Annotated in this window: 24 protein-coding genes, 1 tRNA gene, 1 pseudogene and 1 riboswitch; of the genes and pseudogenes, 18 read left to right on the plus strand and 8 right to left on the minus strand. The window is 75.8% G+C overall.

Annotated features, from left to right (window positions below; translation table 11 throughout):
- Positions 1-7: 7 nt before the first annotated feature.
- Complete coding sequence (locus ACI78Z_RS03525) at positions 8-871, minus strand: UbiA family prenyltransferase (RefSeq protein ID WP_457035134.1); 864 nt, start codon at positions 869-871, stop codon at positions 8-10.
- Positions 872-1,002: 131 nt separating this feature from the next.
- On the opposite strand from ACI78Z_RS03525, the gene ACI78Z_RS03530 reads away from it, so the two are divergent.
- Genes ACI78Z_RS03530 through ACI78Z_RS03555 form a run of 6 tightly spaced genes read left to right on the plus strand, consistent with a single transcriptional unit; the run spans position 1,003 to position 5,511 of the window.
- A complete protein-coding gene (locus ACI78Z_RS03530) occupies positions 1,003-1,485 on the plus strand; it encodes a CarD family transcriptional regulator (RefSeq protein ID WP_089405202.1) in 483 nt (160 codons plus the stop codon).
- 41 nt (positions 1,486-1,526) lie between these two features.
- Positions 1,527-2,189 carry a 2-C-methyl-D-erythritol 4-phosphate cytidylyltransferase gene (gene ispD, locus ACI78Z_RS03535; protein WP_457035135.1) on the plus strand — a complete coding sequence of 221 codons (663 nt, stop codon included), beginning with the start codon at positions 1,527-1,529 and terminating at the stop codon, positions 2,187-2,189.
- On the plus strand, positions 2,186-2,692 hold the full coding sequence (gene ispF, locus ACI78Z_RS03540) for a 2-C-methyl-D-erythritol 2,4-cyclodiphosphate synthase (protein WP_457035136.1): 507 nt from the start codon (positions 2,186-2,188) through the stop codon (positions 2,690-2,692). The genes ispD and ispF overlap by 4 nt, the downstream gene beginning before the upstream one ends.
- Before the next feature lie 57 nt (positions 2,693-2,749).
- A complete protein-coding gene (cysS, locus tag ACI78Z_RS03545; RefSeq protein WP_457035137.1) occupies positions 2,750-4,153 on the plus strand; it encodes a cysteine--tRNA ligase in 1,404 nt (467 codons plus the stop codon).
- Positions 4,135-5,112 carry a 23S rRNA (guanosine(2251)-2'-O)-methyltransferase RlmB gene (gene rlmB / locus ACI78Z_RS03550; protein WP_457035138.1) on the plus strand — a complete coding sequence of 326 codons (978 nt, stop codon included), beginning with the start codon at positions 4,135-4,137 and terminating at the stop codon, positions 5,110-5,112. Before cysS ends, rlmB begins: the two co-directional genes overlap by 19 nt.
- 39 nt (positions 5,113-5,151) lie before the next feature.
- Complete coding sequence (locus ACI78Z_RS03555) at positions 5,152-5,511, plus strand: hypothetical protein (protein WP_457035139.1); 360 nt, start codon at positions 5,152-5,154, stop codon at positions 5,509-5,511.
- 30 nt (positions 5,512-5,541) lie between these two features.
- On the opposite strand, the gene ACI78Z_RS03560 is transcribed toward ACI78Z_RS03555, so the two are convergent.
- The 4 genes from ACI78Z_RS03560 to ACI78Z_RS03575 form a co-directional block, all read right to left on the minus strand.
- Positions 5,542-6,822: a DUF445 domain-containing protein gene (locus ACI78Z_RS03560; protein ID WP_457035140.1), complete on the minus strand. Its 1,281-nt coding sequence runs from the start codon at positions 6,820-6,822 to the stop codon at positions 5,542-5,544.
- A 188-nt stretch (positions 6,823-7,010) separates the two neighbouring features.
- Positions 7,011-8,306, minus strand: a complete 1,296-nt coding sequence (locus ACI78Z_RS03565) for a S1C family serine protease (RefSeq protein ID WP_457035141.1) — start codon at positions 8,304-8,306, stop codon at positions 7,011-7,013.
- A gap of 106 nt (positions 8,307-8,412) precedes the next feature.
- On the minus strand, positions 8,413-9,189 hold the full coding sequence (locus tag ACI78Z_RS03570) for an ABC transporter permease (RefSeq protein WP_457035142.1): 777 nt from the start codon (positions 9,187-9,189) through the stop codon (positions 8,413-8,415).
- A 112-nt stretch (positions 9,190-9,301) separates the two neighbouring features.
- Positions 9,302-10,204 carry a universal stress protein gene (locus tag ACI78Z_RS03575; RefSeq protein WP_457035143.1) on the minus strand — a complete coding sequence of 301 codons (903 nt, stop codon included), beginning with the start codon at positions 10,202-10,204 and terminating at the stop codon, positions 9,302-9,304.
- A 184-nt stretch (positions 10,205-10,388) separates the two neighbouring features.
- Here ACI78Z_RS03575 and ACI78Z_RS03580 point away from each other — a divergent pair, with 184 nt between their 5' ends.
- Positions 10,389-11,027, plus strand: a complete 639-nt coding sequence (locus tag ACI78Z_RS03580) for a hypothetical protein (protein WP_457035144.1) — start codon at positions 10,389-10,391, stop codon at positions 11,025-11,027.
- Between the two features lie 182 nt (positions 11,028-11,209).
- Positions 11,210-11,671, plus strand: a pseudogene (locus ACI78Z_RS03585) (hypothetical protein); the annotation flags it as partial.
- On the opposite strand, the gene ACI78Z_RS03590 reads toward ACI78Z_RS03585, so the two are convergent.
- On the minus strand, positions 11,628-12,071 hold the full coding sequence (locus ACI78Z_RS03590; RefSeq protein ID WP_457035145.1) for a nuclear transport factor 2 family protein: 444 nt from the start codon (positions 12,069-12,071) through the stop codon (positions 11,628-11,630). The pseudogene ACI78Z_RS03585 and the gene ACI78Z_RS03590 sit on opposite strands and share 44 nt — an antisense overlap.
- Before the next feature lie 224 nt (positions 12,072-12,295).
- On the opposite strand from ACI78Z_RS03590, the gene ACI78Z_RS03595 reads away from it, so the two are divergent.
- Both ACI78Z_RS03595 and ACI78Z_RS03600 read left to right on the plus strand, forming a co-directional pair.
- Positions 12,296-12,368 (plus strand) — tRNA-Thr (locus ACI78Z_RS03595).
- Between the two features lie 163 nt (positions 12,369-12,531).
- Positions 12,532-12,738 (plus strand): dodecin, encoded by a 207-nt coding sequence (locus ACI78Z_RS03600; RefSeq protein WP_457035146.1) that lies wholly within the window; start codon positions 12,532-12,534, stop codon positions 12,736-12,738.
- A 55-nt stretch (positions 12,739-12,793) separates the two neighbouring features.
- Here ACI78Z_RS03600 and ACI78Z_RS03605 read toward each other — a convergent pair whose 3' ends face one another.
- A complete protein-coding gene (locus ACI78Z_RS03605; protein ID WP_457035147.1) occupies positions 12,794-13,204 on the minus strand; it encodes a DUF5313 family protein in 411 nt (136 codons plus the stop codon).
- Between the two features lie 88 nt (positions 13,205-13,292).
- Between ACI78Z_RS03605 and ACI78Z_RS03610 the strand changes: the two genes are divergently transcribed.
- The 6 genes from ACI78Z_RS03610 (at position 13,293) to ACI78Z_RS03635 (ending at position 20,785) form a co-directional block, all read left to right on the plus strand.
- On the plus strand, positions 13,293-13,724 hold the full coding sequence (locus ACI78Z_RS03610) for a CBS domain-containing protein (protein WP_457035148.1): 432 nt from the start codon (positions 13,293-13,295) through the stop codon (positions 13,722-13,724).
- A gap of 57 nt (positions 13,725-13,781) precedes the next feature.
- Positions 13,782-14,699 (plus strand): EamA family transporter RarD, encoded by a 918-nt coding sequence (rarD, locus tag ACI78Z_RS03615; RefSeq protein WP_457035149.1) that lies wholly within the window; start codon positions 13,782-13,784, stop codon positions 14,697-14,699.
- An 86-nt stretch (positions 14,700-14,785) separates the two neighbouring features.
- Complete coding sequence (locus tag ACI78Z_RS03620; RefSeq protein ID WP_457035150.1) at positions 14,786-15,148, plus strand: DUF3263 domain-containing protein; 363 nt, start codon at positions 14,786-14,788, stop codon at positions 15,146-15,148.
- A 572-nt stretch (positions 15,149-15,720) separates the two neighbouring features.
- Positions 15,721-16,890, plus strand: a complete 1,170-nt coding sequence (locus ACI78Z_RS03625) for a LytR C-terminal domain-containing protein (RefSeq protein WP_457035151.1) — start codon at positions 15,721-15,723, stop codon at positions 16,888-16,890.
- A gap of 53 nt (positions 16,891-16,943) precedes the next feature.
- Entirely contained in the window at positions 16,944-19,835 is a 2,892-nt protein-coding gene (locus tag ACI78Z_RS03630; RefSeq protein ID WP_457035152.1) for an alpha/beta fold hydrolase, read from the plus strand.
- 80 nt (positions 19,836-19,915) lie between these two features.
- Positions 19,916-20,785: an ABC transporter permease gene (locus tag ACI78Z_RS03635; protein WP_457035153.1), complete on the plus strand. Its 870-nt coding sequence runs from the start codon at positions 19,916-19,918 to the stop codon at positions 20,783-20,785.
- Between the two features lie 57 nt (positions 20,786-20,842).
- Here the strand turns inward: ACI78Z_RS03635 and ACI78Z_RS03640 are convergent, their stop codons facing one another.
- Entirely contained in the window at positions 20,843-21,664 is an 822-nt protein-coding gene (locus ACI78Z_RS03640; RefSeq protein WP_457035154.1) for an HAD family phosphatase, read from the minus strand.
- A 60-nt stretch (positions 21,665-21,724) separates the two neighbouring features.
- Positions 21,725-21,856, plus strand: a riboswitch (SAM riboswitch).
- 12 nt (positions 21,857-21,868) lie between these two features.
- On the opposite strand from ACI78Z_RS03640, the gene thrC reads away from it, so the two are divergent.
- Together thrC and ACI78Z_RS03650 are read left to right on the plus strand one after the other, a co-directional pair.
- The gene (gene thrC, locus ACI78Z_RS03645) at positions 21,869-23,170 is read left to right on the plus strand and encodes a threonine synthase (RefSeq protein WP_457035155.1); all 1,302 of its coding nucleotides are present in this window, start codon (positions 21,869-21,871) and stop codon (positions 23,168-23,170) included.
- A gap of 205 nt (positions 23,171-23,375) precedes the next feature.
- Positions 23,376-23,576 carry a cold-shock protein gene (locus tag ACI78Z_RS03650; protein ID WP_091109274.1) on the plus strand — a complete coding sequence of 67 codons (201 nt, stop codon included), beginning with the start codon at positions 23,376-23,378 and terminating at the stop codon, positions 23,574-23,576.
- Positions 23,577-23,753 lie beyond the last annotated feature (177 nt).

Raw genomic sequence — 23,753 nt, forward strand, 5'->3', positions numbered from 1 at the left:
GCCGCCGTCAGGTGACCGCGGCCCCGCCCGCCAGCAGCAGCACCACGTCCAGCACGGTCAGCAGCATCACCGCGGGGAAGGCCAGCCGGCGGAAGCGCGGGGTGCCGGCCAGGGCCGCGACGACGACGGCCGGCACGGCCAGCGCCAGCACCGCCCAGCCGGTGGCCGTGGGCGGCCCGTCCGGCCCCAGCACGAGGACCAGCGAGGCCGCACCGAGCACCGCGGCACCGATGACGGCCGACGCCCGCGCCCCCAGCCGGTGCGGCAGCCCGCGGACGCCGGTGGCCAGGTCGTCCTCCAGGTCCGGGGCGACGTTGGCCAGGTGGGCGGCGGCGCCCAGCGCGGCTCCCGCGGTGACCAGCCACCACGGCGCGGCGAGCCAGCCCGACCCACCCGCTCCGGGCGCGGCGGCGACGACCCCGGCCGGCAGCGCCCCGAAACCGGTGACGTAGGGCAGCACGGAGACGGCGGTGCGCTTCAGCCCGCCGTTGTAGGCCCAGCCGCTGGCGACGAGCACGAGCAGCAGCAGTCCGGGGACGGCGCCGAGCAGCAGCGACAGGACCACGGCCGCGGCCGCCGACCCGAGGGCCAGCGTGCGCAGCAGCGCGGGCGAGACCGCGCCCTGCACGACCGGCTTGTCGGCCCGCGCGACGGCCCGGTCGCGGCCGGCGTCGAGCCAGTCGTTGCTCCACCCGATGGAGGCCTGACCTGCGAGGACGGCGGCACACACGAGCGCCGCCCGCCCCCCGGACACCCCCGCGGCGAGGGCCAGCAGGGTGGCCACGACCGTCACCGCGAGCGCCGGTCCAGGATGGGTCGCGAGGGCCAGGGCGCGCAGCGAGACCGGCGTCCGGACCGGTTCTGCAGGCACACCGACCATGCTCCTGTCAACCCCTCCCCGGCACTCAGTCTGGCCGCTGACCTGCGGATTTACGAAATCAGGCGGTCCCCTTCGTCATCCTGCCGTGGTAACCTGTGGACAGCGAAAGGGGTCACACACACATGGGCTTCACTGTCGGCGAGACCGTTGTCTACCCGCACCACGGGGCAGCGCTGATCGAGGCGATCGAGACGCGGGTCATCAAGGGCGAAGAGAAGGCCTACCTCGTGCTGAAGGTCGCCCAGGGCGACCTGACCGTGCGGGTGCCGGCCGACAACGCAGAGATCGTCGGCGTCCGTGACGTCGTCGGTCAGGACGGACTGAACCGGGTCTTCGAGGTGCTGCGTGCCCCGCACACCGAGGAGCCGACCAACTGGTCGCGTCGCTACAAGGCCAACCTCGAGAAGCTCGCCTCCGGTGACGTCAACAAGGTCGCCGAGGTCGTGCGCGACCTGTGGCGCCGCGACAAGGACCGGGGCCTCTCGGCCGGCGAGAAGCGCATGCTCTCCAAGGCGCGCCAGATCCTGGTGAGCGAGCTCGCGCTCGCCGAGGGCACCAACGAGGACAAGGCCGAGATCCTCCTCGACGAGGTCCTCGCCAGCTGAGCTCGGACCTCGAGCTCACCCCGCACCCCCGGACCACTCCCGTGCACGCTGTCGGCATCGTCGCAGCGGCCGGGAGTGGTCTGCGTCTGGGGGCGGATCGGCCGAAGGCGCTCGTCCCGCTCGCCGGCCGGCCGCTGGTCACCTGGTCGGTGGAGACCCTGCTCGGCAGCGGGGTGGCCGAGGTGGTGGTGGCCGTGCCCGGTGACGAGCTCGCCGCCTTCGCCGCCGTCCTGCCGCCGGAGGTCCGGATCGTCGTCGGCGGCGCCACCCGGACGGCGTCGGTCCGCGCGGCCCTCGCCGTGGCTGGCGAGCGCGCCGACGCGGTCCTGGTGCACGACGCCGCCCGCCCGCTCACCCCGCCGGACGTCGTCACCCGGGTGCTCGCCGCGCTGGCGGGCGGCGCACCCGCGGTGGTGCCCGTGGTGCCCGTCGTCGACACCACGGTGAGCGTGGACGGCGACGGTCTCGTCACCGGCGCCCTGCCGCGGGAGGCGCTGCGCCGGGTGCAGACCCCGCAGGGCTTCGCCCGCGCCGTCCTGGTGGACGCCTACGGCCGGCTGCCCGACGGCGCCGAGCTCACCGACGACGCCGCGGTGGTCCGCGCGGCCGGTGTCCCGGTCGTGACGGTCGCCGGCGACGAGCGGGCGGCGAAGGTCACCGTGTCCCACGACCTCGCGCTGGCGGAGATGCAGATGCGCAGGTGACCGCCGACGAGCTGCCGCGGGTGGGCGTCGGGGTCGACGTCCACCCGGTCGAGGCCGGGCGCACGTGCTGGCTGGCGGGGCTCGAGTGGCCGGGCGTCGACGGCTGCGCCGGGCACTCCGACGGCGACGTCGTGGCCCACGCGCTCACCGACGCCGTCCTCTCCGCCGCCGGCCTGGGCGACATCGGCGGCCTGCTCGGCACCGACGACCCCCGCTGGGCCGGGGCGCGCGGGGCCGCCGTACTCGAGCACGTCCGGGAGACGCTGGCCGCGGCCGGCTGGCGGGTGGGCAACGCGGCCGTCCAACTGGTCGGCAACACCCCGAAGGTCGGCCCGCGCCGCGCGGAGGCCGAGCGGGTGCTCGGTGCGGCGCTGGGCGCCCCGGTGAGCGTCACGGCCACGACCACCGACGGGCTGGGGCTCACCGGGCGGGGCGAGGGCCGGGCGGCGATGGCGACGGCACTGGTGGTCCGGACGGCGTCCGCGGACTCCCCGCCGAGCTGATGCCGCGCTCCGTGGACTCCGCGCCGAGCCGATGCTCCGCTCCGTAGACTCCGCGCAGTGAGCCTCCGCCTGTACGACACGGCCGCCCGCGCGGTCCGCGACTTCACGCCCCTGCGTGCCGGGCAGGCCTCCGTCTACGTCTGCGGGCTCACCGTGCAAGGGCCGCCGCACGTGGGGCACGTGCGCTCGGCGCTGGCGTTCGACGTGCTGCGCCGCTGGTTGATGGCCGGCGGTCTCGACGTCACCTACGTCCGCAACGTCACCGACATCGACGACAAGATCCTGGCCAAGGCCGCCGACCGCGGCCTCCCCTGGTGGGCCTGGGCGTACGAGAACGAGCGGGCCGTCACCCGCGCCTACGACGTCCTCGGCGTGCTGCCGCCCACCTACGAGCCGCGCGCCACCGGGCACGTCCCGGACATGGTCGAGTTGATGCAGCGGCTGATCGACCGCGGGCACGCCTACGCGGTGGACGGCGACGTCTACTTCGACGTCCGCTCCTTCCCGGAGTACGGCGCGCTGACCCGGCAGCGGCTGACGGACCTCGAGCCGGCCGCCGACACCGAGACCGACGAGCGCAAGCGCGACCCCCGCGACTTCGCGCTGTGGAAGGCGCCCAAGCCCGGGGAGCCGGAGACCGCATCGTGGGCCACGCCGTGGGGGCGGGGCCGGCCGGGCTGGCACCTGGAGTGCTCGGCGATGGCCGAGCGGTACCTGGGGGCGGAGTTCGACATCCACGGCGGCGGGCTGGACCTGCGCTTCCCGCACCACGAGAACGAGCAGGCCCAGTCGCGGGCCGCCGGCGACGGGTTCGCCCGGTACTGGCTGCACAACGGCTGGGTGACCCTCGGGGGCGAGAAGATGAGCAAGTCGCTGGGCAACACCGCGCTGGTCGACGAGGTCGTGCAGCGGGTGCGGCCGGTCGAGCTGCGGTACTACCTGGTCGCCCCGCACTACCGCTCGACGATCGAGTTCACCGACGCCGCCCTCGCCGAGGCCGGCGCGGCCTACCGGCGGCTGGAGTCGTTCGTGAAGCGCGCCGCCGAACGGGTGGGGGGCGACGCCGGTAGCCCCGTGCTGTGCGCGGACTTCACCGCGGCCATGGACGACGACCTCGGCACGCCCGCTGCCGTGGCCGTGGTCCACGAGAGGGTGCGCGAGGGCAACACCGCGCTGGCCGAGGGCGACGAGAAGGCGGTCGCCAACGCGCTGGGCTCGGTGCGGGCGATGCTCGGCGTCCTGGGCCTGGACCCCCTGGACCCGCACTGGGCCGCCGCCGGTGGGGGCAACCGGCTGGCCGAGGTGGCCGACGGGCTCGTCGCGCTCGCGCTCGAGCAGCGGCAGGACGCCCGTGCCCGCAAGGACTACGCAGCAGCGGACGCGATCCGCGAGCGGCTCGCCGCACTCGGTGTCCAGGTCGAGGACACCCCGCAGGGACCCCGATGGGAGCTGAGCCGCTGATGGCCGGCAACAGCCAACGCCGTGGACGCACCACGGGCTCGCACAAGAAGGGCGCCTCCGGGGGCACCGGCGGCAAGGGCCGTCGGGCGCTGGCCGGCCGCGGCGCCACCCCGCCGGCGGAGATGCGCCCGGGGCACCCCGCCCAGCGGCGCGCCGCCGCCGACGCCCGGCGCCGGACCGAGCGCGACCGCAGCCGCCAGCGGGCCGAGGAGGCGCCCGAGCTGCTGCTCGGCCGCAACCCGGTGGTCGAGGCGCTGCGCGCGCAGATCCCGGCGACCGCGCTGTACGTGGTCACCGGCGACACGCGGGCGACCACCGACGAGCGGATCACCGAGGCGCTGCACCTGGCCAACGACCGGGGGCTGCCGCTGCTGGAGGTCGGCAAGGCCGAGTTCGACCGGATGTCCGGCGGTGCGCTGCACCAGGGCATCGGCCTGCAGGTGCCGCCCTACCAGTACGCGCACCCCGAGGACCTGCTCGACCTCGCCCGCGACTCCGGCCGGCCGCCGTTGATCGTCGCGATGGACGGGGTCACCGATCCGCGCAACCTGGGCGCCGTCGTCCGCTCGGCCGCCGCGTTCGACGCGCACGGCGTGGTCGTGCCCCAGCGGCGCTCGGTCGGGATGACCGCCTCCGCCTGGCGGACCAGCGCCGGTGCCGCGGCGCGGCTGCCGGTGGCGCGCGCGGTCAACCTCGCCCGGGCCCTGGGCACCTACCAGGACGCCGGGCTGATGACCGTGGGCCTGGCCGGGGACGGCGACGTCGACGTGCACGACTTCGACGGCTTCGCCGACCCGCTGGCACTGGTGGTCGGCGCCGAGGGTGCCGGGCTGTCCCGGCTGGTGCGCGAGCGCTGCGACGTCGTCATGCGGATCCCGATCGCGCGGGACACCGAGTCGCTCAACGTCAGCGTCGCCGCCGGCATCGCCCTCTACGCGGCGGCCAGCGCACGGCGGTAGGCGCGGGCAGACGGCCGCTCGGCCTGGTTGGTTGGGGACATGCCCTCGTTCACGTCGGTCGTCGGAGCAGCCACGGCCGCCTTCTCGGCCGCCCTCGTCGTGGCGCCCGGGGTCCTGATCAGACCCAGCGGGATGCCCGACACCGTGCAGACCCGGGCCCTGGTCCGCGCCCTCGGCGCCCGGGACACCGTGGTCGGTCTGACCATGGTGTCCGCACCGGCGGGCCCGGCCCGCGACCTGGCCGCTGCAGGGCGGGTCCTGTGCGACTGCGCCGACGCCGCCGTCCTCCCCTCGGCCGTGCCGGACCGGCGCAGGGCGACCGCGGTGCGCGTCTCGGCCGCCGCCTGGGGAGCCCTCGCGGTCGCGGCCGCGGTGCTGGACCGGCGCGCCGGCCGCTGAGCGCCCGCCCCTCCGGCGGCGGGAGCCGGTTCAGCCGACGAGCTGGGCGACCGTGTAGATGACCAGGCCGGCCAGGCCGCCGACGACGGTGCCGTTGATGCGGATGAACTGCAGGTCGCGGCCGACCTGCAGCTCGATGCGGCGGCTGGTCTCCTCGGTGTCCCAGCGGGCGACGGTGCCGCCGACCAGGTCGGCGATGTCGCCGGCGAAGCGCTCCACCAGGGAGCCCGCGATGCCGTGAGCGTGCCGCTGCACCAGCTCGCGCACCCGCGGGTCGGTCTGCAGCAGCCCGGCGGCCTCCCGGATGAGGCCGGTCACGCGGGTCCGCAGCAGCGAGTCGGGGTCGGCGGCGGCGGCGAGGGCGGCGTCCTTGAGGTTGGTCCACAGCGACCCCGACCAGGTCCGGACGGCGGGGTGCTCGAGCAGCTCCTTCTTCAGGTCCTCCACCCGGGCCGCCGTCGCCGGGTCGGTGCGCAGCGCGTGCACGTAGGCGCGCAGCCGGGCGTCGTAGGCCCGCCGCAGCTCGTGCCGCGGGTCGTCGCCGACCTCCTCGAGGAAGTCCTGGATGCCGGCGAACGCGCGGTCGAACACCCGGTCGTCCACCCAGTCGGGCACCCAGGCGGGGGAGGCGTCGCCGAGCTGCGCGCGGAAGACGACGCGGTTGTCCTGCAGGAACCGGGCCAGCCCGCGCAGGCCCGCGGAGAGCACCTCCTGGTGCCGGTCGCCGTCCACCACGAGCTCGAGCGCGCGGGCCACCGCCGGGGCGGCCGGCGTCGCGTGCAGCTTGCGGTCGACCAGACCGGCGACGGCGGGCCGTAGGTCGTCGTCCTTGAGCAGCCCGGCGACCGAGTGCAGCACCGCGCCGGCGTCCCCGGCCAGGCGCTCGGCCCGCCCCGGCGCGGCGAGGAAGGCGCCGAGCCGGCCGGGCACGTCGATGGTGGTCAGCTTGTCCTCGACCACGGCGCGGGTCAGGAAGTTTTCCTGGACGAACGTGCCCAGGCTGGCGCCGATCTGGTCCTTCTTGCGCGGGATGATCGCCGTGTGGGGGATCGGCAGCCCCAGCGGGTGCCGGAACAACGCGGTGACGGCGAACCAGTCGGCCAGCGCCCCGACCATCGAGGCCTCGGCGGTGGCCCGCACGTAGCCGACCCAGGCGCCGGCGTCCTCGCCGAGCAGCACGCAGCTGAGGAAGACCGCGGCGGTGAACAGGAACAGCCCGGTCGCCAGCCGCTTCATCCGGGCCAGGTCGCGGGCCCGCTCGGGGTCGTCGAGGGAGGCGGCCAGGGGACCCTGCGCGGAACTCGACGACACCCGTCCCAGCCTAGGAGGGCGGCCTCGTCCAGAGGCTCGCCCCGAGCCCTGACGGCCTCCTCGCAGGTGGCGGGCTCCGTCCTCCTCACCCCTCGCACGCTCGCGGCGAGCCTCTGGACGAGGCCTGGCGCGAGCCTGCGAGTGGGCGGGGGCACGGGGGTCCTCCACGAGGAGGACGAGGTCCTCCCTCAGCCCTCGGTGGCGCCCAGGGTCACGTCGACCTGGTCGGTCTGCTGCCCCCGGCGCACCGTGAGGGTCACCCCGTCGCCGGGGGCGGCGCTGCGGACGGCGGCGGTCAGCTCGGTCGAGGTGGTCACGACCCGGTCGTCGACCGCCGTGACGACGTCGCCGGCCTGCAGTCCCGCGTCGGACGCCGGGGTGCCGGGCTGCACCTGCACCAGCTGGGCGCCGGTCCCGACCTCGGGCTGGTCCTCGTCCCCGGCGGTCTGGGCACTCACACCCAGGTAGGTGATGTCGGCCGAGCCGTCGGCGACCAGCTCCTGGGCGATCCTCTGGGCGGTGTTGCCCGGGATGGCGAAGCCGACGCCGATGCTGCCGCTCTCCGCCGACTGGCCCGGCGCGCCCGAGGCCACCGTGGCGATGGCGGTGTTGATGCCGATCACCTCGCCGGCGCCGTTGACCAGCGCGCCGCCGGAGTTGCCCGGGTTGATCGCCGCGTCAGTCTGCAGGGCGTCGATCACGGTGGCGTCGCCCTCGGTCGACCCGGTGGCCACGGCCCGGCCCGTGGCGCTGACGATGCCGTCGGTCACGGTGTCCGACAGGCCCAGCGGGGCGCCGATGGCGACGGCGAGGTCGCCGACCTGCACCTCGTCGGAGTCGGCGAACTCGGCCGGGGTCAGGCCGGAGGCGCCCTCCAGCCTCAGCACGGCCAGGTCGTACACCGGCTGGGTGCCGACGACGGTCGCGTCGTAGAGGGTGCCGTCGGCGGTGCGCACCGACACGACGGTCGAGCCCGTGCCGTCCGGGTCGACGACGTGGTTGTTGGTCAGCACGTAGCCGTCCTCGCTGAGGACGACGCCGGACCCGCTGCCCGAGCCGGAGGCGCCGGTGACGTAGACGGTGACCCCGCTGGGCGCCGCCTTGGCCGCGGCCGCGGTGACCGCGGTCGCCGTCTCGGGGTTGGTGATGGTGACGTTCTGCGCGGCGGCCGTGCCGCCGCTGCCGGTGCCGTCCGGGCCGTCGGCGAGCAGGGCCACGCCGGCGCCGGCGCCGCCGCCGATCAGCGCCCCGGCGAGCAGGCCGGCGACGCCGATCCGCCACCGGCCGGACCGGCGGGGCGGGGTGGGCGTGGGCGGGAAGGGGCCCGGCTGCCCGTGCTGCTCGAACGGCAGCTGCTGCCCGGGAAGGGTGCCGTGCCCGGGTGCTGCGGACCCCGTCGGCGGCTGCCCGGGGGCGGGCTGCTGGGGCCAGGCCTGCGGCGCCCAGGGGCCCGGGGCCGGGTCGGGGGTGCCGTAGGGGTTCACGTGTCCTCGTCCTCCTCGTGGGCGGCCGTCCACCGCCGTCCGACTACCACTGTGGCCGGTGCGGCTGCCCCGACGCTGGTGGTCGCCTGTGATGTGCCTGGACGTGTCAGCGCGGGACGCCCGTGAGCAGCCGGCCCCGGGCCACCAGCTCCACCACGGTCCAGGCGGCCGTGACCTGCGCCGCGAGCAGGCCGACCAGCACCAGGAGCTGGGCCGCGCCGGCCTCCACGGGGCTGCCGTCCCCGAGCAGTACCCCGACGAAGGCGCCGGGCAGCGTGACGAGTCCGACGGTGCGGGTCTGGTCGAGCGGGGGCACCAGCGCCGTGGACGCGGCCGGCCGCACCACCTCGCGGACGGCGTCGCGCTGCAGCAGCCCGAGCGCGAGCGCGGCCTCGACCTCGCCGCGGCGGGCCGCCAGCTCCTCGCGCAGCCGGCGGCCGGCCAGGGAGGTCGCGGTCATCGCCCCGCCCACGAGGATCCCGGCGATCGGGATCACCGCCTCGCCGCGCAGCGGCACGGTGCCGCTGGCCAGCACCAGGGTCACCACCGGGATCGCGCCGACCAGCACGGGGACGGCGGCGGTGCCGACCCGGCGGGCCGTGCCGGCGTCGCGGACCGCCAGCCCGGTGGCGCGCCCGGCCGCGGTGACGGCCGCGACGCTGACCATGACCAGGACGAACAGCGCCGACAGCGCCAGTGAGCGCACGACGACGAGCAGGATCGCCGACACGGTGGCCAGCTGGACCGTCGCGCGCACCGCGGCGACGACGACCGGGCGCTCCAGGTCGAGACCGGACAGCCGGCCGGCCACCGCGGCGAGCACGGTCAGCAGGACCAGCGCCAGCGCGAGCCGGGGGCCGAGGTCGACGGCGGAGGAACCCACGGGCGACGATCATGCCCCGCTCGGTTCCACGTCCCGCGCTCGCGGACGTGTCGAGGACGACGGCCACCCCGCAGGGCCCTCCGCCTGAGCCTGTGCGGCGTGGGAGCCTCCTTCAGCCGACGGCGATGATCTCCTCCCGCGGCTCCTTGCCGGTCAGCCGGTGCACAGGGGAGACGAAGGCCATCGGCGAGGTGCAGTGCCGCAGCAGCCAGCGGTGCAGCGCGTCCATCGGCCGGTGCAGCAGACCGCCGTGGCCCGCGCACATCGCCAGCAGCGGGGTCGGGCAGGCCGCGGCCAGGACCCGGCCTCCCGTCGGCCCGGGGACCGAGGTGTGCGTCAGCCGCAGGTCCGGCCAGCGCTCGGCCCACCGCGGGGAGTCCGTGCCCCACTCGCCGCCGTCGTCCGCGCGGGTGTGCAGCACCAGCAGCGGGCGGTCGCTGCGCAGCGCCTCCTCCGCGGCGAAGACGGCCACCGGTTCGTCGTCCTCCCGCTCACCGAGGCCGAGCACCGCCACGTGCGGGCGGGAGCCGGTGCCGCCCGGCCGGGACCGCGGGACCACCACGACCGGCTTCGGTGACCGGGCGGCGACCCGCTGGGCGACCGAGGCGAGCACGAGCTCGTCGGCCGCGCCGGTCGTGGTGATGCCGAGGACGACGAGCTGGGCGTCCTCGGCCGCGCGCAGCAGCACCGTCACCGGCTCGCCGGGCACCACCTCGGTGGAGACGGCGACCGACGGCGCGGTGTGCACCGCGACCGTGTACGCCTGCGCCGTGGCGCCACGCGCCCGCTCGGTGGCGGGGGAGCCGGCCGCGCTGTGCCGTCCGAGGTGCCGGGTGGCGTGCACGATCCGCAGCGACGCACCCCGGCGGGCGGCCTCCTCGGCGGCCCACCGGACCGCCCGCAGCCCGCACTCGCTGCCGTCGGCGCCGACCACCAGGGGCGGCGCCTGCGGGCGGTCGTCCGCGGGGCCGGGCGTGGGCAGCGTCCCGGCAGGGATGGTGGTCGTCGTGGACACGGGCACCTCCGTATGACGGTCGTCCCCCCGTGGCTGGCGACGAGGTTCGTCGCAGGGAGCGCCCGAGGGAACCCGTGTCGACACGGAGGGTGCAAGACGGGTGCGGCTGGGTAGGGGCGGGGCCCGGGCCGCCGCTCCGCCGGTGACCGCCCGGTTCCGCGCGTCCGGCCCTGGAGGGTGCCCCGTGTCCACCCGCGGTCCGCTTCCCCGTCTCCTGCTGTGGTCCGGTGCCGTCGGCGGCGCCGGGCTGGCCGTCGTGGGTGGCCTCGCCCTGCGACCGCCGGGCCTGGTGGCGGTGGGGCTCGCCGCGGTGGTCTCGGCGTGCCTGGCCGCGGGGCTGGCCCGCGAGTCCCGGTCCCGGAGGACCGCCGTCGTCGACGCGGCCTGGAAGGCCGGGGTGGCGACCGTCGCGGTGCTGCTGGTCCTCTCGGGCACCGCCGTCCTCGGCGGGGCGGTCCTCACCCTGCTCGTTGCCGGGGTCGCCGCCGGGACGGCGACCGTGGTCTGGCTGGTCCGCAGTTCCGGGGGGACCGGGGCCGTGCGCCCGGCCGTCGCCGCCCCGTCGCCGCAGCCCTCCTCCCCGCTGCCGCCGGTCGCGTCGCTGTCGACCGGCGACCTGGGCCGCGAGTGGGTCCGCACCACGACGGCCCTCGGTGGCCCGCTGGACGCCCGCACCCGCGAGGCGATCGTCGTCCGCCGGCAGCAGACCCTCGACGAGCTCGAGCGACGCGACCCCGCCGGCTTCGCCCGCTGGATCGCCGGCCTCCCGCTGGCCGGCAGCGACCCGAGCGGGGACCTCGAGCACGGCGACGCCGCCGCCTGACCGCGCCGTCGGCGCGCCGTTCGCCAGGGGACGGCCCCGGGCGTCGTCGGGGCGCCGGCCCCGCCGGTCGAGGCCGCACCGGAGCAGCAGCAGGAGGGTGAAGGCGGCGTAGGCGGCCAGCAGCATCTGCCCGGGCAGCAGGAGCACCGCGCCCAGCTGCAGGCCAGGGCCCCTACGCCGACCGGCCACACGCCTGGCACCTGGCCATCGCCGACCGGCTGGCCGAGGCCGACCCCGAGCTGGTCCGCGGCACCCGTTCGCTCCCTGTCGACGTCACCGACCCGACCAGCGAGGCCGCGGCGACGTCGTGGTGGGAGGCGCTGACCGCGGCCGGCGGCGAGGGCATGGTCGTCAAGCCCGCGGCCAACCTGTCCCGGGACTCGTTCCCGTGTCCCGCCGGCGTGGACTATCGGAACAACCCGGCTGACGTGCTCTTTCGCTGTCCTGCCTGTCTTGCGCCAGGCCCCGTCCCAGGATGCGTTGCACTCGATCCTGGAATGCTCCGGTGCCACCTGGAACTCCTGGGCGGCGGGGACGGCGACTGGCCCAGGTCTCGTGGTGGTGGCGTCGACCGTCGCGTCCTCGGTGCGCCGGGGTGGCCTAAGAGCTGGATGCGAACGGCGAGTGGTGCTCGTGGCAGATGAGCCAGTTGCCGCTGCCCGTGTCGACGAACACGAGGGTGGTGCGGATGCGGCTGGACTGCTGTTCCCCCTGGAATCGGAATGATGCCCGGAAGGCGCAGGTGGCGACTGCCACAGGGCCGAACACGTCGATCTTGAGGTCGTCGGCGTGGGGATCGAGGTCATCTACGGCGCTGAATTGCTCGACCTCGGACCGCATCGCCGTCTCGTCGTCTTGGCGGTCGAGGGGTTCGAGGTCGTCGAATTTGGAGAACTTCGGCCCGGCCAGGTGGTAGGTCGTCAGGCGGTCGAAGTCCTTCACCGCACAGGCGTCGAGGATCTCGTCGATGCGGGTGGCGATGGCCGCCTGGGCCTCGGGGAACAGGTCGTTCAGGATGTCGGGACGGATCATGTCGGTGCTCATGGCTGCTCCACTGCGAGCGCACGGTGAGTCGACCCGGCAGGCGCGGCCGAGCCGCGTGGGCATTCTCGTCGCGGCTCGTGACCGGGGGTAGGAACCTGGCCGCCGGCTCCTCCAGCGGTCAGCGGGTGGACGCAGCGACCTGCCCGACCGTCGTCCGGCCCGGTGTTGGGCAAGTTGTCCCCGCGCAGTCCCTATCCTTGTCCCGGGACTTGTTCCCATGTCCCGCCGGCGTGGCGCAACTGGTAGCGCACCCGACTTGTAATCGGGCGGTTGGGGGTTCGAGTCCCCCCGTCGGCTCTACGACGTGCAGCTCAGCGCGTCGGCCGCTGGAGGACCTGGATGCGGCCGCCGTGGACCTGGCGACGTCCCGTCGCGTGGTGGGCGGGCGGCGGCCTCGCTAGCGTGACGCCCGGCCGGCGGCGAGACGACGGCGCCGGGGAGCCCGACCCAGGAGGCGGCCGTGTCCGACCACGTGTACCGGTTGAGCGAGATCGTCGGCAGCAGCCAGACCAGCGTCGACGACGCCATCCGTACCGCGATCCGCAAGGCCGCGGAGACGGTGCGGCACATCGACTGGTTCGAGACCAAGGAGATCCGCGGTCAGGTCGTCGACGGCGACGTGGCCTACTTCCAGGTGCGGCTGTCGGTCGGCTTCCGCGTCGAGTAGCAGGCACCTGAAGGGTCCCGCCGCGAGCCTGCGAGTGGCGGGGAGGGGGTCCTCTCTAGTCGAAACTGCCGGCGCCGTCCCGCCGGTAGCGGGCGCGGCGTTCGGCCTGCTCGCGCTCGCTGCGCTCGGCCCGCACCCGCGCCGCCGTCCCCGCCGGGTACCCGGCCTTGGCGACGCGGTGCTCGGTGGTCTCGACCATGAACGCCAGAGAGAAGATGAGCCCCATGAGCAGCCCGCCCGCCGCGGCCGAGAGCCGATAGACCAGCGGCACGGGGACGACGGCGATGCACAGGACCAGCACCGGCAGCAGCTGCACCACCGCCCGGGTCAGGTGGCGGCGCACCCAGCCGGGCTCCGTCGTGTCGGCCAGCACCCACGGGGAGAGCTCCCGCGGCAGCCGGCCGCCCAGCGCGTAGCGCACCCACTGCACCGGCGTGGGGCGGGGCGCGGTCGTACGGGTTCGCACACCGACGACGGTAGGCCGGGGAGGGCGTTGCCGGGGGCCTGTGAGCGGGAGCACACTCGCCCGCGACCCGACGGCGAGGAGGTCCGGCATGCACATCCGTCAGCTGCTCCGCCGCAAGGGCGGCGACGTGGCCACCATCGAGGCGAGCGCCAGCGTCCGCGATGCCCTGGCGCTGCTCGCCGAGCACGGGATCGGCGCCCTGGTGGTCTCCGCCGACGGCCGTCGCGTCGACGGGATCGTCTCGGAGCGGGACGTCGTCCGGGCGCTGCACCAGCGCGGTGCGGCCCTGCTGGCCGACCCGGTCTCCAGCGTGATGACCGCACAGGTGCACACCTGCGTGCCCGACGCCGGCGTCGAGGAGCTGGCCCGCACGATGACCGAGCACCGGGTGCGGCACGTGCCGGTCGTCGACGGCGGCGTGCTGGTCGGGATCGTCTCCATCGGGGACGTCGTCAAGGCCCGGCTCGACGAGCTGGAGGAGGAGCGCGCCCAGCTCGTCGACTACATCCAGACGACCTGAGGGTCGCTCGGTCAACCCGTTGGCCGGCGCAACGACGCCGGGCGTAGCGTGAGGCGCGTGGACGAGCGGCGCGCCGGGGTCGCCTCCGGTCTGGCCGCCTACGGCCTCTGGGGGCTGTTCCCGCTCTACTTCCCCCTGCTCGAGCCGGCCGGCGGGCTGGAGATCGTCGCCCACCGGGTGATCTGGTCGCTGGTCTTCGTGGCCGTCCTGCTGACCGTGGTGCGGGCCTGGCCGCAGGTCCGGGCGACGGTCACCGACCGCCGGTCGCTGCTGGTGCTCCTCGGCGCCGCGGTGCTCATCGCGGTCAACTGGCTGGTCTTCGTCTACGCGGTCAACTCCGGGCACGTGGTGGAGACCTCGCTCGGCTACTTCATCAACCCCCTGGTCAGCGTGCTGCTCGGCGTCGTGGTCTTTGCCGAGCGGCTGCGCCGGTTGCAGTGGGTGGCGGTCGGCATCGCCGCCGTCGCCGTGGGCGTGCTGACCGTCGACTACGGCCGCCCGCCGTGGATCGCGCTGACGCTCGCGGTCACCTTCGGCCTCTACGGGCTGATGAAGAAGCTCGTCCGCGTCGGCGCGGCGCCCGGGCTGTTCGTGGAGACCGCGCTGGTCGTCGTCCCGGCGGTGGCGGTGCTCGGCGTCCTGCACGCGCAGGGGGAGGGGGCGGCGGGCAACACCGGGACCGGACACCTGCTGCTGCTCCTCAGCTCCGGCGTGGCGACCGCCGTCCCGCTGCTGCTGTTCGCCGGCGCGACCCGGCGCATCCCGCTGTCCACGGTCGGGCTGCTGCAGTACGTGACGCCGCTGATGCAGCTGGCGATCGGCGTCTTCGTGTACGAGGAGCCGATGCCGCCGGCCCGGCTGGCCGGCTTCGTGATCGTCTGGGTGGCGCTGGCCGTCTTCACCGTGGACAGCCTGCGCTCCGCCCGTGCCGGGGCCCGGCGGCGGACGGCGGAGGCGGCTCCCGCTCCGGTCTGACCCGCGGTCGGACGGCGCGGCCGCCGGCGGCCCGGGATGTCGGTGGGCGGGACTACCGTCGGGGGTATCCCGAGAGAGGAAGTCCCGTGTCTGCCGACCCAGCTCCCGCGGTCTCCCCGCCGGGGGGCGAGGTGCCTCTTCCCCCGCCGGCCGACCCGACTGCCCCGACCACCCCCGCCGCCCCGCCCGGTGGCCTCACCCGCCGCGAGCACGAGATGCTCGCCTTCGAGCGGCAGTGGTGGCGCCGTCCCGGCGCCAAGGAGACGGCCATCCGTGACCGCTTCGGCCTGGCCCCCACCCGCTACTACCAGGTGCTGAACGCCCTGGTCGACCGGCCTGCGGCGCTGGAGGCCGACCCCCTGCTGGTGCGGCGGCTGCGGCGGCTGCGCGCCGCGCGGGGACAGCGGCGATCGTCTCAGTTCCTGGGCAACGGGAGCCGCGGCATCTAGATTTGGTCACCGTGGGCAGGCACGCGGCATCAGGCGGTGACGGACCGGACCGGGGGAGTGCCCCGGTCCCGCACGGTCGTCGCCGCACCGACGGGCCGCGCGACGCGCCCCCCGCCGAGTACGAGTTGAGCGACCACCCGACGGCGCCCAGCCGCAGTCGCGCCGATCGCAGGCGTGACGGCCTGCTCGACGCGGAGGAGGACCCGGGCCGCCGGCGTCCCCCGCAGGGCCGGACGGTGCCACCCGCCGCCCCGCCCCGCGCCGGCGCACCTGCCCGGCCTGCCGTCCCGGCCTCGTCGCGCGGCGGCGTCGCCGCACGTCCGGGCAGCCCGGCAGCGGCTCCGCCCCGCCCTGCCGCGGGCGCCACCCGCGCCGCCGCTCCGTCGCCGACGCCCGGCCGCGTCGCCGCCCCCGCCGCCGGGGCTCCGGTCGCCGGAGCTCTCCTCGCCGGTGCCGGACGCACCGCCGCCCCCGCCCGGCCGGTCCCGGTCGCCGGCCGGGCGCGCCCCGCGCCCCCCGCCGAGCGCCCCCGTCCCGCGGAGCCCGCGCCGCAGACCCGCGTGCGGTTGCCGGTGCCACCCGCCGCTGCACCCGCCGCGCCCGCGGCTCCGGCCGCCCCGCGCACCACCGTCGCCCCGTTCCAGGCGGTCCCCACGCCCGACGCCGGCGAGGAGCCGGCCACCAGCAGGCCCGCCGCGACACCCCGCCGCCGCGCCGCGGACCGCGTCCGCGCCTGGGCCGACGACGCCACGCCGCACCGCAGCGGGGCCCCGACCGGCCTCCAGGCCGAGCCGACCCGGTCCGCCGGTCCGTCTGCGGCCGCGGCGCCCGCCCCGGGCGCCGCCCCGGGGTACCGCGACTGGACCAGCCCCTCCCGCACCCGCGACGAGGCCCCGCTGCTGCCGCCGGCGACGGAGGCGATCCCGGACCGGACCCCCGCCGGATCGTCCCGGGCGGCTGCGCCGGCCACCGAGGCGATCCCGGACCGGACGCCCGCCCGGGACGACGACGGGTACGACCTCGACGACGACCGCGACGACCTCGACGAGGACGGGTACACGGACGGCGACCGGCACGGCGACGAGGACCGCCCCGGACCGGACACCGGGAGCGGCACCGGCGTCGTCGGCGGCCGCGCCGCGTTCCGGGCCGAGCGCCAGGCGGCCGAGGCCGAGCGGCTGCGCGCCGTCCGTGCGGCCCGGCAGGAGGAGGTGCGCGGCTCCGGCGTGCGCCGCGCCGCGGTGGCCCTGCTGGCCGTGGCCGTGGTCGCCCTCGTGGTGCTCGGCGTCTACTCCTTCACCTCGCCGGAGGCGCAGGAGGCCGCGCGCAGCGCGCCGACCACGGCCGCGCCGACGACGGCGGCTCCGACGGCGGTCCCGACGTCGGCCCTGCCGCCGCTGGACGTCGCGCCGCTGCCGCCGGTCGACGCCGCTCCCGCCACGCCGGTCCGCGCGCCGGTGACCGTGCTCAACGCCACGGGCGTCTCCGGGCTGGCCGGCGACATCGCCGCCGAGCTGACCGGCGGCGGCTGGGAGTCCGCGGGCGTCGGCGAGTACCCGGGCGCGGACGTCGCGACGACCACCGTCTACTACACCCCGGGTGACCAGGCCCAGTACGCCGCCGCGATCCAGCTGGTGCAGCAGTTCCCGCAGGTCAGCGGCCCGGCGGAGCGCTTCTTCGAGGTCCCGGACGCCGCGGCGCCCGGCCTCGTGGTGGTCGCCACCGGCGAGTGGGTGCCCTAACCGCGCCCGGCCGCCCCAGGAACCCCTGGGCGCGGCCGTCCGTTGGCGGCTCCGTGCGACCCGTCCGCGGGCTCCTGCGTCCCCGCCCGCGCCCCGGCGCTCGCGCGACGTCGGCCGCCCTGCTCCTGCTGCTCACCCTGGCCGTGGCCGGGCTGCTGCCTCCAGCCCCGGCCGGTGCCGCCGAGGACGTCGCCACCGAGGAGGCGCGGGTCCCGGTCGGCCAGGGTGCCGACGCCGCGGAGCTGGACACCACGCTGTTCCTGCCCGCCTCGGCGACCGCCGGCGACCCGGCGCCGGCGGTGGTGCTCGCCCACGGCTTCGGCGGCAGCAAGGACTCGGTGGCCGACGACGCCCGCGACCTCGCCGGGCGCGGCCACGTCGTCCTCACCTACTCCGCCCGCGGCTTCGGGGCGAGCACCGGCCGGATCGGCCTCAACGACCCGCGCTTCGAGGTGGCCGACCTGTCCGCGCTGCTCGACCGGCTCGCCGAGCGGGACGACGTCCTGCTCGACGGCGACGGCGACCCGCGCGTCGGCGTCGCCGGGGCCTCCTACGGCGGGGCGCTGGCCCTGCTCGGTGCCGGCTACGACGACCGGATCGACGCCATCGCCGCGCAGATCACCTGGCACTCCCTGACCGCCGCGCTGTTCCCGTCGCAGGTGGGCGACCCGGCCGCCGGCACCGTCGCGGCCACCCCGCAGGCGCAGGACGGCGGGGTCTACAAGCGGCTGTGGTCGGGCCTGTTCTTCGGGATCGGGTCGACGCCGCTCGGCGGGCTGCTCGGCGGGCCCGGCGGCGGTGACCTGGAGAACGGCGACGTGCCGGAGGACGTGGCGGCCGCGCTGCCGTCGATCGACCCGGCGGCGGTGGACCCGCAGGCGGTCGAGCAGCTGCTCACCTGCGGCCGCTTCAGCGCGGAGGTCTGCGCGGCCTACCAGTCGGCGGCCTCCACCGGCACGCTCACCCCCGAGATCGCCGCCGTGCTGGACCGCAGCAGCCCGGCCACGGTCCTGGACCGGATCGACGCGCCGACCCTGCTGGTGCAGGGCACGCAGGACTCGCTGTTCGGCCTCGGCCAGGCCGACGCCAACGCCCGCGGCATCGCCGCCGACGGCACCTCCGTCAAGGTCGTCTGGTACCAGGGCGGCCACGACACCCAGGCCTCCGAGCGCACGACCGAGGACCTGCGCGAGCAGGTCGCCGGCTGGTTCGACCGGCACCTGCGGGGCCAGGGCGCGGACCCGGGCACCGGCTTCGAGTTCCCGGCCCCGACCGGTGTGACCGCGACCGTCGGCACCGTCCAGGGCGGCAACCGCACCGTCACCGCGCCGGCCTATCCCGGCCTGGCCGGCGCCGAGCCCGCGCAGCGCTCGGCGATCGCCGTCGACGGCCCGCTGCAGCCGGTGGTCACGCCCGCCGGGGGCACGCCGGCCGCGATCACCGTCGTCCCGGGGCTCGGCGCGCTGGCCTCGGCGCTGTCCGGCACGGCCTTCGAGGTCCCCGGCCAGTTCGCCGCCTTCGAGAGCGAGCCGCTGGAGGACGCGGTGGAGGTCGTCGGCGCCTCCACGATCGACCTCGCCGTCGCCGCGCCCGGCGGCTCGGCCACTCTCTTCGCCAAGCTCTACGACGTCGGCCCCGACGGGCAGGCGACGCTGCCGGCGGGCCTGGTCGCCCCGCTGGCGCTCACCGGCCTGTCCGCCGACCCCAGCGCGCCGACGCGGGTGCGCGTGACGCTGCCGGGGATCGTGCACCGCTTCGAGGCCGGGCACACGATGCGCGTGGTGGTCTCCTCGACCGACCAGGCCTTCGCCCTGCCGACCGAGGCGGCCGTCTACTCGGTCGCGCTGGCCTCCGGTGGGGACGCCGCCGCGCTCGCCGTCCCGGAGGTCGGCGGGCGCACCGAGGCCGCCGGCGGCACCTCTCGCTGGTGGGTGCTGCTCGGCGTCGTCCTGGCGCTGGGCCTGCTCGGCCGGCTCGCGGCCGCGCTGTGGGGCAGGCACCGGCGGCGGCAGGTCTCGCACGTCGAACCCGACGGCGAGGAGGTGCCGCTGCGCTTCACCGGCGTCACCAAGGCCTACAAGGACGGCTTCGTCGCCGTCCGCGACCTCTCCTTCGAGGTGCGCCGCGGTCAGGTGCTCGGCCTGCTCGGCCCCAACGGCGCCGGCAAGACGACGTCGCTGCGCATGCTCATGGGCCTGATCCGGCCGACCGACGGGCGGATCACCGTCTTCGGTCACGAGATCCGGCCCGGCGCGCCGGTGCTGTCCCGGCTCGGGTCCTTCGTCGAGGGCACCGGCCTGCAGCCGCACCTGTCCGGCCGGGACAACCTGCGGCTGTACTGGGCCGCCACCGGTCGGCCGGCCGAGGACGCGCACATGGCGGAGGCGATCGAGGTCGCCGGCCTCGGTGCCGCCATCGACCGGCCGGTGCGCCGCTACAGCCAGGGCATGCGCCAGCGGGTCGCGATCGCCCAGGCGATGCTCGGCCTGCCCGACCTGCTGGTCCTCGACGAGCCGACCAACGGGCTCGACCCGCCCCAGATCCACGCCATGCGCGAGGTGCTGCGCTCCTACGCCGCCACCGGCCGCACGGTCATCGTCTCCAGCCACCTGCTCAGCGAGATCGAGCAGACCTGCAGCCACGTCGTCGTCATGGCCAAGGGGCAGAAGATCGCCCAGGGCACGGTGGAGGAGATCGTCGGCACCGGCGGGTCGGTGCTGGTCGGGCTGGCCGACGGCGGCGACGCCGACCGGGCGGCCGCCGTCCTGACCGGGCTGCCCGGGGTGACGGTGGAGCACACCGACGAGGGGCTGGTGGCCGACCTCGACGGCACCGGCCGGGCGCGGGCGCTGCAGGCGCTGGTGGCCGCCGGCATCGCGGTGGACGCGTTCACGCCGCGCCGTCGGCTGGAGGACGCGTTCCTGGCACTGGTGGGGGAGTCGTGAGCGTCGGCGAGGACGACGGCCGGGGGAGCACCGCAGGGAGCGCCGGCGACCGAGGAGCGGATCGAGGTTGGAGTCGAGCCGTGGACCTGGCGCACGTGCAGCCGACCGGGGCGGTGGCGGGCTACCGGCCCGAGCGCACGCTGCGGCTGTCGGTCGAGCTGCGCCGGCAGTTCAAGCGCCGGCGCACCCTCGGCGTGCTGGTGCTCATGGTGGCGCTGCCGCTCATCCTCATCGCCGCCCTGCAGCTGGGCGGCTCCGAGGAGGCCGAGGAGAACACCCGCATCAACCTCGTCGACGTCGCGACCTCCAGCGCGCTGAACTTCACGCTGTTCGTGCTGTTCGCGACGACGAGCTTCTTCCTGGTCGTCGTCTACGCGCTGTTCTTCGGCGACACGGTGGCCGCCGAAGCCCAGTGGGGGTCGCTGCGCTACACGCTGGCCACCCCGGTGCCGCGGATGCGGCTGCTCCGGCAGAAGTGGCTGGCCGCGTTCGTGCTCTCGGCGGGTGCGCTGCTCACCCTGGTGGTCACCGCGCTGGTCGCCGGCGGCACCGCGTTCGGCTTCGGCGCCGTCCAGACACCGGTCGGCGTCACCCTGGGCCAGGGGGAGGGGCTGCTGCGGCTGGCCGGGATGGTCGGTTACCTCGCCGTCCACCTGCTCGTCGTCGGCACGCTGGCGTTCTGGCTGTCCACCGTGACCGACGCGCCGCTGGCGGCGGTGGGCGGCGCGGTGTTCACGGTGTTCGTCTTCGCGATCCTCGACCAGGTCGAGCAGCTCGGCTCCATCCGCGACTTCTTCCCGACCGCGGAGGAGTTCGCCTGGACCGACCTGCTGCAGACCCCCGTCGACTCCGGCGACCTGTTCCGCGGCGTGGTCCAGTCGCTGGTCTACGCGGCTGTCTTCACGGCGCTGGGGTTCCGGCACTTCTCCCGCCGCGACGTCACCAGCTGACGAAGGACCCCGTCCTCCCCACCCCTCGCAGGCTCGGGGCGGTGCCCTGGACGGGGCCTACAGACTGGCGCGGACGGCCTGCGCCCAGCCCTCGCCCATGGGGGCGTCGGTCACCGTCACGTTGGGGACGGCGGCCAGCAGGTCGGCCATCCCGTCGACCGTGGCCCCGTTCGCGGTGATCCACAGCCGGTCGACCGCCGGCGCCATCTCCAGGTCGCTGACGCTGTCGCCGACCGCCACCGCGTCGGCCGGGGTCAGCCCGCGGCGCTCGAGGTCCCAGGCGATCGCCGCGCCCTTGGAGATGCCGCGCGGCATCAGGTGGTAGACCCGCGGCGGCAGCGCCTCGGGGGCCAGCGTCATCCGCGACGTCGCCGGGATCGCACCGTTGTCCTTGAGCGTCAGCCAGCCCAGCTCCCGCTCGGCCAGCTCGGCGTCCACGGCCAGCGGGTCGACCCGGCCGCGCAGCAGCGCGTCGGTGAGGTGGGTGGCGTGCCAGGGCGCGTGCCACTCCAGCCGGCCGGGGTGGCGGGCCAGCAGGTCCTCGACGATCCCCAGCTCGGCCATGACCTCCATCGGTGTCCGATCGGCGTACTCGTCGGGCAGCGCCCCGGTCAGCTGGTGCACGCCGCGGCCGCCGTCCCAGCTCACCACGGAGCCCAGCTCGGCGATGGCGCCGTCCGCGGCGAAGATGCGCGCGGCCTCCACCACCTGCTCGAAGGTGCGCCCGCTGACCAGCACCAGGGCGACACCGGCGTCGTGCAGGTCGTGCAGCGCGGTGGCCGGGTCGGCGGTGAGGCCCCGCGCCGCGGTGTGCCAGAACGAGCCCCGCGGCCCGACCATCGTGCCGTCCAGGTCGGTGTAGACGACGCGCGTGCTCACCGGACCATCCTGGACCCGGCCGCTGCGCCGCCCGCCACGTGGGTAGAGTCGCGGGCGTTCCACTCATCCAGAGGGGCAGAGGGACACGGCCCGACGAAGCCCCGGCAACCGCCGCCTCGCGCGTCCAGCGCAGCGGAAGGGTGCCAATTCCGTCCCGCGCGGCTCGACGGCCCGACGCGGGGAAGATGAGGAGGTAGTCGTCGCATGACCCTGACCGCTCCTGGTTCCCAGCAGGCCGACTCCAGCGCGGGCGGCCCCGTTCCGCCGTCCCCGGCCCGCGGACTCGTGTGCCGCAACTGCGGCGCCACCTTCGGGTTGATCGCCGAGCACGCCTGCGCCGAGTGCTTCGGCCCGCTGGAGGTCGACTACGACCCCGAGCTGATGCGGGCGGTTACCCGCGCGCAGATCGAGGCCGGTCCGCAGAACATCTGGCGCTACGCCGCGCTGCTGCCGGTGGGCCAGGACCCGGCCGACCGCGTCACCCTGGACCCCGGCATGACCCCGCTGGTGCGCGCCGATCGGCTGGCCGCCGAGCTGGGCCTCACCGGCGGGCTGTGGGTCAAGGACGACTCGGCCAACCCCACGCACTCGTTCAAGGACCGCGTGGTGAGCCTGGCCGCCACCGCGGCCAAGAGGCTCGGCTACAGCAAGATCGCCGCCGCCTCGACCGGCAACCTGGCCAACTCGGTGGCCGCGCACGCCGCCCGCGTCGGCCTGCCCTCCTTCGTCTTCATCCCGTCGGACCTCGAGCCCGGGAAGGTCGTCCAGTCTGCGGTCTACGGGCAGACGCTGGTCGCCGTCGACGGCTCCTACGACGACGTCAACCGGCTGACCAGCGAGCTCGCCGAGACCGACGAGTTCGAGGACACCGCGTTCGTCAACCAGAACGTGCGGCCCTACTACGCCGAGGGTTCCAAGACGATGGGCTACGAGCTCGCCGAGCAGCTCGGCTGGCGCATCCCGGCCCAGGTCGTCATCCCGATGGCGTCGGGCTCGCTGCTCACCAAGGTGGACAAGGCGTTCCGCGAGCTGACCGCGGCCGGCATCGTCGAGGCCACGGAGTGGACGATCTTCGGCGCCCAGTCCGCCGGCTGCGACCCGATCGCCACCGCCTTCGACAACGGCTGGGACGTCGTCAAGCCGGTCAAGCCCACCGGCATCGCCAAGTCGCTGAACATCGGCAACCCCGCCGACGGCCCGTACGCGCTCGACGCCATCCGGCGCACCGGCGGCGCCGTCGGCCGGGTGGACGACCCCCAGATCGTGCAGGGCATCCGCGACCTGGCCCGCACCACCGGCGTCTTCGCCGAGACCGCGGGCGGGGTGACCACCGCGGTCCTGCGCCAGCTGGTCGAGGACGGCCGGCTGGACCCGGCGAAGGAGACCGTCATCCTGAACACCGGCGAGGGGCTGAAGACCCTCGACCCGCTGGAGCCGGTGGTCGGGCCGACCCACCGGGTGTCGCCGTCCCTGGCATCGCTCCGGGAGGCCGGACTCATCGGCTGACCGGTAGGGTGGCGCGCTCCCGCGTCCCAGGGGTGGCGTCCCCCGATCCGGTGTGGCGTGTGCGTGAGTCTGGTCTCACCACGCGTTTTGTGCTGTACCTTCTCCCGCGGTTCGGTTCCACGTTCGTGTTCGACGGGCGGAAGAGCTCGACCCGGCCTCCCTGGTCGGTGGGGGGCCGTCCGCACGCACGAACGTGGGAGCACACGTGGCACAGGGCACCGTGAAGTGGTTCAACGCCGAGAAGGGCTTCGGCTTCATCGCCGTTGACGGCGGTCAGGACGTCTTCGTCCACTACTCGGCCATCCAGATGGACGGCTACAAGAGCCTCGACGAGGGCCAGCGGGTCACCTTCGAGGTCGTCCAGGGCGAGAAGGGCCCCCAGGCCGACGCTGTGCGGACCGCCTGACCTGAGCCCACCGGAGGCCCGGTCCCCCTCGCGGGGGCCGGGCCTCCGTGCTGTTCCACCTCAACCGGGACGACGTGCGGTGCCCTGCGCGGACGACCGACGAGCGGGGCCCGGAGGGTCCCCGAGGAGGGACGTGGACGGCCTCCGTGCAGGTCGGGGACTGCACGTGGCCGCCGT

The organism is Geodermatophilus sp. SYSU D01176 (genome assembly GCF_054050015.1).